The following is an 8,749-nucleotide window of genomic DNA, read 5'->3' on the forward strand; positions in this document are numbered from 1 at the left end:
ACGCCGCGAGGCCCGCCGTCGGGCCGCCCGGCGTGCCCGGCGGAAGCGGATCCTGCAGCGCGTCGCCGTGTCGGCCGCGGTGGTGGCCGTGGTGGCGGTGCTGTTCGTGCTCATCCCCCTGGGGCTGGCGAGGGATCCGGCGCCGGTCTGCCTCGACCGGCCGTCGACCTTCCCCCGGGCGGGCGTCGCCGGATGGAGCGGCGAACAGCTCGAGAACGCCGCGACCATCATCCGCACCGCCGACGAGCTCGGGTTCGCGCGGGACGGCCAGATCCTCGGCGTCATGACCGCGATGGGGGAGAGCAGCCTCCGCAACATCGACTACGGGGACTGGGAGACGCGCGGCTGGACCAATACGGATGGATCGCGCACGACGAGCATCGGCCTCTTCCAGCAGCAGGACTGGTGGGGGAGCGCGGAGCAGCGGATGGATCCCGCCACCGCGGCCCGGTTGTTCTTCGACCGCCTCGGTCGGGTCCCCGACTGGCGGTCGATGACGCCCTCGCATGCCATCCACCGGGTGCAGGTCAACACCGATCGGGACTACTACACGCGGTATCAGGAGGACGCGACGGCGGTCGTCGACGTGCTCTCCGGACCGTGCGAGTGACGCCCACGTTTGTCACGGCAGCGCAGGGGCGCCGTGTCGGGGTGCCCGCCTAAGCTGGAGCCGTGTCGCGGAGCATCTACATCACCTCGGCCGAAGGCCACACCGGGAAGTCGACGATCGCCCTCGGGGTGCTCGATGCGCTGATGCGCGTGTCGCCGCGCGTCGGCGTCTTCCGCCCGATCGCCCGGGCGGTCGCCGAGAGGGACGAGATCCTCGAGCTGCTGCTCGCCCACGACGGCGTCCAGCTCGACTACGAGGACTGCATCGGCGTCACCTACGACGATGTGCGCGCCGATCCGGAGGGCGCGCTGTCGACCATCGTCGCGCGCTTCAAGGCCGTCGAGGCGCAGTGCGACGCCGTCGTGATCGTCGGCAGCGACTACACCGACGTCGCGAGCCCCGCCGAGCTCGGCTTCAACGCCCGGATCGCGGCCAACCTCGGCGCCCCCGTCCTGCTCGTGCTGAGCGGCCGGGACCAGCAGCGGCAGGCCGAGCAGCTCGGCACCACGACCGCCCGGGTGCCCGCCGCCGTCGGCCAGATCGCCGCCCTGGCGCTGCCGGAACTCGCCGAGGAGCGCGCGGAGCTGTTCGCGGTGGCCGTGAACAGGGCCGACCCCGACGGGCTGGATGCCATCGTCGACGCGGTGCGGGCCGTCGTCCCCGCCGGCACCCCGGTCTGGGCGCTGCCGGAGGATCGCGCGCTCGTCGCGCCGTCCATCCGCGGCATCGTCTCCGCGGTCGACGGGACGGTGCTCAAGGGCGACGAGGATCGTCTGACCGCCGTCGCGCTGTCGATCGTCGTGGCCGGTATGTCGATGGTGAACGTCCTGCCGCGCCTCACGGACGAAGCCGTCGTCGTGATCCCCGCCGACCGCACCGAGGTGCTGCTCGCCGCCCTCCTCGCGGACTCCTCCGGCACGTTCCCGCGGATCGCCGGGATCATCCTCAACGGGCCCTTCCCGCTGCCGGACCCGATCCTCCAGCTGCTCGACGGCTTCGCCTCCTCGGTGCCGATCATCACCACCGACCTCGGCACCTACGACACGGCGGTGCGGGTGATGGGCACCCGTGGCCGGATCTCCGCCGACTCGCGCGGTCGCTACGACCGGGCGCTCGGACTCTTCCAGGCGCATGTCGATGTGGTCGAGCTCACCGAGCAGCTCGGGCTCGCCGAGTCGCACGTCGTTACGCCGCTCATGTTCCAGTACGGCCTGATGGAACGTGCGCGGTCCGACCGTCGCCACATCGTCCTCCCCGAGGGCGACGACGACCGCATCCTCCGGGCGGCGGCGGCGCTGCTCTCCCGCGAGGTGGCGGAGCTGACGATCCTCGGCGACGACGGTGCGATCCGCGCGCGGGCGACGGAACTCGGCCTCGACATCGCGGGCGCTCAGGTGCTGAGTCCCACCGACCCGGCCCTCGTGGAGCGCTTCGCCGCCGAGTACGCCCGGCTGCGCGCCCACAAGGGGATCACCCTCGCGCAGGCCGCCGACACCGTCACCGACGTCTCCTACTTCGGGACGATGATGGTGCACCTCGGGCTCGCCGACGGCATGGTCTCCGGCGCCGCGCACACCACGGCGCACACGATCCGTCCGTCCTTCGAGATCATCAAGACGAAGCCGGGGGTGAACGTCGTCTCCAGCGTGTTCCTCATGGCCCTCGCCGACCGCGTGCTCGTGTACGGCGACTGCGCGGTGATCCCCGATCCCACGGCCGAACAGCTCGCCGACATCGCGATCTCGTCCGCCACCACCGCCCGGCAGTTCGGCATCGATCCTCGCGTGGCGATGCTGTCGTACTCCACCGGCGAGTCCGGGTCGGGGGCCGACGTCGACAAGGTCAGGGCGGCGACGGCGCTCGTGCGCGAGCGCGCTCCCGAACTCCTCGTGGAGGGTCCCATCCAGTACGACGCCGCCGCCGACGCGGCGGTCGCCAAGGCCAAGCTGCCGGACTCGGCGGTGGCGGGGCGGGCGACCGTGTTCGTCTTCCCCGACCTCAACACCGGAAACAACACCTACAAGGCGGTGCAGCGCTCCGCCGGCGCCGTGGCCATCGGTCCGGTGCTGCAGGGGCTCAACAAGCCGATCAACGACCTGTCCCGCGGTGCGCTCGTCGACGACATCGTGAACACGGTGGCCATCACAGCGATCCAGGCCCAGGGCACCGAACGAGCGGGGGAGGAGGCGTGAGCGCGATCCTCGTCATCAACAGCGGCTCGTCCTCGCTGAAGTACAGCCTCATCGACACCGCGCACGAGGACGAACTCGCCAGCGGGCTCATCGAGCGCATCGGACAGAATTCCAGCCCCGTCGCCCACACCGTGCGCCCGGAGCCGGGTGACGGACCGTCCGCGACGATGCTTGACGCCACCTACCGCGACGAGCAGTCCATCCCCGACCACGCCGCGGCCTTCGAGGTCATGCGCGCGCAGTTCGCCGCGCACGGTCCCTCGCTCGACGCCCATGCGCCGGTCGCGGTGGGGCATCGCGTCGTGCACGGTGGGGCGCGCTTCTACGCGCCGACCCTGATCGATGCCGACGTCGAGCGGCAGATCGACGAGCTCGCCGTCCTGGCACCGCTGCACAACCCGGCGAACCTCGCCGGCATCCGGGCGGCGCGTGCCGTGTTCTCCGAGGTCCCGCACGTCGCGGTCTTCGACACGGCGTTCCACCAGACGCTCCCGCCGGCGGCCTACACGTACGCGATCGATGCCGCGCTCGCCGCCGAGCACCGGGTCCGTCGGTACGGCTTCCACGGCACGAGCCATCAGTACGTCAGCGAGACCGCTGCGCGCTTCCTGGGGCGCGACCTCGGGACCCTCCGGCAGCTCGTGTTCCACCTCGGCAACGGCGCGTCGGTCACCGCGATCGACGGGGGGCGCTCGGTGGAGACCTCGATGGGCCTCACACCGCTCGAGGGCCTCGTCATGGGGACCCGCTCGGGCGACCTCGATCCGGCCGCGCTCGTGCACCTGTCCCGCCGCGCCGGCTACACGATCGACGACCTCGACACGCTGCTGAACACCCGCAGCGGGCTGGCGGGGCTCGCCGGTCGCAGCGACATGCGCGACATCCTCGCCGGCGTCGCCGCGGGCGAGGAGGCCGCCACGCTCGCCTTCGACGTGTACGTCCACCGTCTGCGGGCCTATGCCGGCGCGTACATCGCTCAGCTCGGCGGGGTCGACGTCGTGTCCTTCACCGCCGGCGTCGGCGAGAACGCGGCGCCCGTACGGGCAGCGGCGATGGCGACGCTCGGCTTCGCGGGGATCGAGATCGACCCCGCCCGCAACGAGGCGAAGGAGCGCGGGGTCCGCGTCATCTCGACGGACGCCTCGGCCGTGACGGTCCTCGTCGTCCCCACCGACGAGGAGCTGCAGATCGCCAGGCAGACCGCCGAGCTGCTCTGATCCGGGTCCGGGGTTACCCCGCGCGCGCCACCGCCATTACGCTTGCACAGTGGCACGGAGAGGTGCCGACCCGACCCTCGTCCTTCTCCTGGAGGCTCTGTGCCAGACGCGCTGCCCGACCTGTTCCACGCCGACGGTGTGCTGTTCGACCTCGACGGCGTCCTCACGCCGACCGCCGAGGTGCACATGCGCGCCTGGAAGGCGGTCTTCGATGACGTCTTCGCCCGCTGGGACATCACGCCGCCGTACACCGACGAGGACTACTTCGCCTACGTCGACGGCAAGAAGCGCTACGACGGCGTCGCGAGCCTGCTGCGCAGCCGCAACGTCGAGGTGCCGTGGGGATCCGTGGACGACGACCCGTCCGCCGAGACCATCTGCGGGATCGGCAACCGCAAGAACGCCGCGTTCGCGACGTCCCTCCGCAGCCAGGGCATCGCTCCGTTCCCCGGCTCCCTCGCTGTGGTCGAGGCGCTGCACGCCGCCGGGATCCCCCTCGGCGTCGTCTCCAGCTCCAAGAACGCCGAGGAGGTGCTGGCGGCCGCCGGCATCCGGTCCTTCTTCCGCGTCGTGATCGACGGCGTCGTCGCCGAGCGCGAGCACCTCGCCTCCAAGCCCGCGGCCGACATGTTCGCCGCCGGCGCCACGGCCCTCGGCGTCGACCCCGCCCGCAGCATCGCCGTCGAGGACGCCACCTCCGGAGCCGCCTCCGCCGCCGCGGCCGGCTACGCCGTCGTCATCGGCGTCGACCGGGGCGCCGGCGCCGATGCGCTCCGCGCCGCCGGCGCCACCCACGTCGTCGACGACCTCGGCGTCCTGCTTCCCGCCGCCCGTACCGACAGCCCGGAGACCGCATGATCGACCGCGACCGCTTCCCCGTCGACCCGTGGCGTCTCATCGAGACGCGCTACTCGGAGGAGGGCGTCGGCGAGACGCTGTTCTCGGTCGGCAACGGCTACCTCGGACTCCGGGGCAACCACATCGAGGGGCGCGGCGCGCAGGAGCACGGCACCTTCATCAACGGACTGCACGAGACGTGGCCCATCCGGCATGCCGAGCAGGCGTACGGCTTCGCCGAGGTCGGCCAGACCATCGTCAACGCCCCCGACGCCAAGGTGATGCGGCTCTACGTCGACGACGAGCCGATCTCCCTCGACGACGCGGACGTGCGCGAGTACGCCCGCACGCTCGACATGCGCACGGGTGTGCTGGAACGGCGCGTGGTCTGGGAGACCCCCTCCGGCAAGCGGGTGCGCATGCGGGATCAGCGTCTGGTGAGCTTCGAGGAGCGGCACCTCGCGGTGCTGCGACTCGAGGTCGTCGTCGAGAACGCCAACGCCCCGGTCACGATCAGCTGCCAGCTGCTCAACCGTCAGGACGGGGCGGGCGTCTACGCCGGCTCCCCGATGAAGACCAAGGGTGCCGCGTTCGATCCGCGCAAAGCCGAGCGCATCGCAGACCGTGTGCTGGAGCCTGCCGAGCACTGGCAGGACGGGCTGCGCTCCGCGCTGTCGTACCGGGTCGCCGCGTCCGGGATGACCGTCGCCGTCGTGGCCGACCACATCATCGAGACGGAGAACGACTACAACGTCCGGACGCTCATCGAGCCGGACATCGCCAAGAACGTCTTCCGTGTGCAGGCGAAGGCCGGCGTGCCCATCACGATCACCAAGCTCGTCAGCTACCACTCCTCGCGCGGCGTGCCCCCGCGGGAACTCGTGGACCGCTGCCGTCGCTCGCTCGACCGGGCAGCGGACGAGGGCGTGGAGGCGGTGTTCCGTCGTCAGCGCGAGTGGCTCGACGCGTTCTGGGAGCGCAGCGACGTGCAGATCGGCGGGCGCGACGACCTGCAGCAGGCCACCCGCTGGTGCCTGTTCCAGCTCGCTCAGGCCTCGGCCAGGGCGGACGGCGCCGGCGTCCCCGCCAAGGGACTGACCGGCTCCGGCTACAGCGGCCACTACTTCTGGGACACCGAGATCTACGTGCTCCCGTTCCTCACCTACACGACGCCGCGCTGGGCGTACAACGCTCTCCGGGCCCGGGTGAAGATGCTCCCCGCGGCGCGCCGCCGGGCCGCTCAGCTCAACGAGGCCGGAGCGCTCTTCCCGTGGCGCACGATCAACGGCGAGGAGGCCTCGGCGTACTACGCCGCCGGCACCGCGCAGTACCACATCAACGCCGACATCAGCTTCGCGCTCGGCAAGTACGTGCGGGCGACCGGGGACGAGGCGTTCCTGCGCCGCGAGGGTGCCGACGTCGCGATCGAGACCGCGCGGCTCTGGGCCACCCTGGGCTTCTGGCGGGGGTCGCGGCTCGTGGAGCAGTCTGGTGCCGGCGACGGCCTCCAGACGTTCCACATCCATGGCGTCACCGGCCCGGACGAGTACACGACCGTCGTGAACGACAACCTGTACACGAACGTCATGGCGCGGTACAACCTCCGTTACGCGGCGAAGGTCGTGCGGGAGATCCGCGACAGCTACCCGGAGGACTACGCGGCCCTCGTCGAGCGGACGGGTCTCGGCTCCGGTGAGGCGGAGTCCTGGGAGCGGGCGGCGGAGGCGATGTACATCCCGTACAGCGAGAGCCTCGGCATCCACCCGCAGGACTCGCTGTTCCTGGAGCGGGAGGTCTGGGACCTCGCGAACACCCCGGCCGACCAGCGCCCGCTGCTGCTGCACTTCCACCCGCTCGTGATCTACCGCTTCCAGGTGCTCAAGCAGGCCGATGTCGTGCTGGCGCTGTTCCTGCAGGGCAACCACTTCTCGCCCGAGGAGAAGAAGGCCGACTTCGACTACTACGACCCGCTGACGACGGGCGACTCGACCCTGTCCGCGGTCGTGCAGTCGATCCTCGCGGCCGAGGTGGGCTATCAGGACCTCGCGCAGAAGTACTTCGAGCAGTCGCTGTTCGTCGATCTGCACGACCTGCACCACAACGCGGCGGACGGCGTGCACGTGGCCTCGGCCGGTGGCGTCTGGACGGCCCTCGTCTGCGGCTTCGGCGGCATGCGCGACTACGGCGGCGACCTCAGCTTCGACCCGCGGCTCCCCGAGTCCTGGCCGTCGCTGTCGTTCCCGCTGCAGTGGCAGGGGACGGCGATGCAGGTGACCGTCACGCGGCACGAGCTGCGGGTGCAGGTGCGCAGCGGCCCTCCGGTGCCGTTCAGCGTGCGTGACAACGCGTACATCGCGACGCTGGAGGATGAGGTCATCGTCCCGCTCGCGAACCAGGGGCCCGTGATCCCCGGACGCCCGACCCTGCAGGAGTTCGCCGACGCCCGTCGCGACGACGGCACCCGTCTCTCCGCCTCGGTCCCGGTGATCACGAGCGCGATCCCCGTCATCGAGAATCTCGACTGATCGCCCACCCACCCCTTTGCGTGCGTCCCACCCCGTTCCGGACGCACGCAGAGGGGTGGCTCGCGTGAAAGGGACCGGGTCGACCGGGAGGGGAGCAACGTCGGTGGCACGCCGTAGGCTGGAGGGGTGACCACAGCCCTCTACCGCCGCTACCGACCCGAGACGTTCGGCGAGATGATCGGGCAGTCGCAGGTGACCGATCCGCTCATGACCGCGCTGCGCGGCGACCGCGTGGGGCACGCCTATCTCTTCTCCGGTCCCCGCGGCTGCGGCAAGACCACCTCCGCGCGCATCCTGGCCCGGTGCCTGAACTGCGCGGAGGGGCCGACCGACACCCCCTGCGGGACCTGCCCGAGCTGTGTCGAGCTGTCCAGGGCGGGCGGCGGATCGCTCGACGTGGTCGAGATCGACGCCGCGAGCCACAACGGCGTCGACGACGCGCGCGACCTGCGGGAGCGGGCCACCTTCGCCCCGAGCCGTGACCGCTTCAAGATCTTCATCCTCGACGAGGCGCACATGGTGACCCCGCAGGGCTTCAACGCGCTGCTGAAGCTGGTGGAGGAACCCCCGCCGCACGTCAAGTTCATCTTCGCCACGACGGAGCCCGAGAAGGTGCTCGGCACGATCCGCTCGCGCACGCATCACTACCCGTTCCGGCTGGTGCCGCCCGCCGCGATGCTCGAGTACGTCGAGAAGCTGTGCGCCGAAGAGGGCGTCATCGTCGAACAGGGTGTGCTGCCGCTCGTCGTCCGCGCCGGGGGAGGCTCTCCCCGCGACACGTTGTCGCTGCTGGACCAGCTGATCGCGGGATCGGATGCCCCGGCCGGCTCCGAGACCGTCACGGTCGGCTACGCGCGGGCGGTGGCGCTGCTCGGGTACACCCACGGGGCGCTCCTCGACGAGATCGTCGATGCGCTGGCCGCGGGCGACGCCGCGACCGCCTTCCCGGCCATCGACCGCGTGGTGCAGACCGGACAGGATCCGCGGCGCTTCGTCGACGACCTCCTCGAGCGCCTGCGCGACCTCATCGTCATCGCCGCCGTCGGCTCCGGTGCCTCCGCCGTGCTCCGCGGCATCGCCGAGGACGAGCTCGACCGGATGCGCCGCCAGGCCGAGTCCTTCGGTGCCGCGCGGCTCTCCCGCACGGCCGACGTGGTCAGCGCGGCGCTCGACGACATGTCCGGAGCCACGTCACCGCGGCTCCACCTCGAGCTCATGGTCGCCCGTGTCCTCGCTGCCGCTCCCGGTGGCTCGGCCGCCTCCGGCGCCTCGGCATCGGGCGCGCTGCACCCGCCGGCGACGACGCATCCGCCGGTGATCCCGCCGACGTCCGCGCCGCCCGCGGCGGCTGTCCCGCCCGAGCCCGAG

At 71.5% G+C, this 8,749-nt stretch carries 6 protein-coding genes; all 6 read left to right on the forward strand.

Annotated elements, in window-relative coordinates; translation table 11 throughout:
* A partial coding sequence (locus DW296_RS00090) for a hypothetical protein (protein WP_136050575.1) occupies nt 1–610 on the forward strand: 610 nt, incomplete at its 5' end.
* A 62-nt stretch (nt 611–672) separates the two neighbouring features.
* A complete protein-coding gene (pta, locus tag DW296_RS00095; protein WP_136050576.1) occupies nt 673–2,802 on the forward strand; it encodes a phosphate acetyltransferase in 2,130 nt (709 codons plus the stop codon).
* Entirely contained in the window at nt 2,799–4,019 is a 1,221-nt protein-coding gene (locus tag DW296_RS00100) for an acetate/propionate family kinase (RefSeq protein WP_136050577.1), read from the forward strand. Before pta ends, DW296_RS00100 begins: the two co-directional genes overlap by 4 nt.
* Nucleotides 4,020–4,118: 99 nt before the next feature.
* Entirely contained in the window at nt 4,119–4,877 is a 759-nt protein-coding gene (locus tag DW296_RS00105; protein WP_136050578.1) for a beta-phosphoglucomutase family hydrolase, read from the forward strand.
* Nucleotides 4,874–7,381, forward strand: a complete 2,508-nt coding sequence (locus DW296_RS00110; protein ID WP_136050579.1) for a glycoside hydrolase family 65 protein — start codon at nt 4,874–4,876, stop codon at nt 7,379–7,381. Before DW296_RS00105 ends, DW296_RS00110 begins: the two co-directional genes overlap by 4 nt.
* A gap of 126 nt (nt 7,382–7,507) precedes the next feature.
* A partial coding sequence (locus DW296_RS00115; protein ID WP_205807750.1) for a DNA polymerase III subunit gamma and tau occupies nt 7,508–8,749 on the forward strand: 1,242 nt, incomplete at its 3' end.

The sequence above is a fragment of the Microbacterium sp. K36 genome (assembly GCF_004794355.1).
Classification (GTDB): domain Bacteria; phylum Actinomycetota; class Actinomycetes; order Actinomycetales; family Microbacteriaceae; genus Microbacterium; species Microbacterium paraoxydans_D.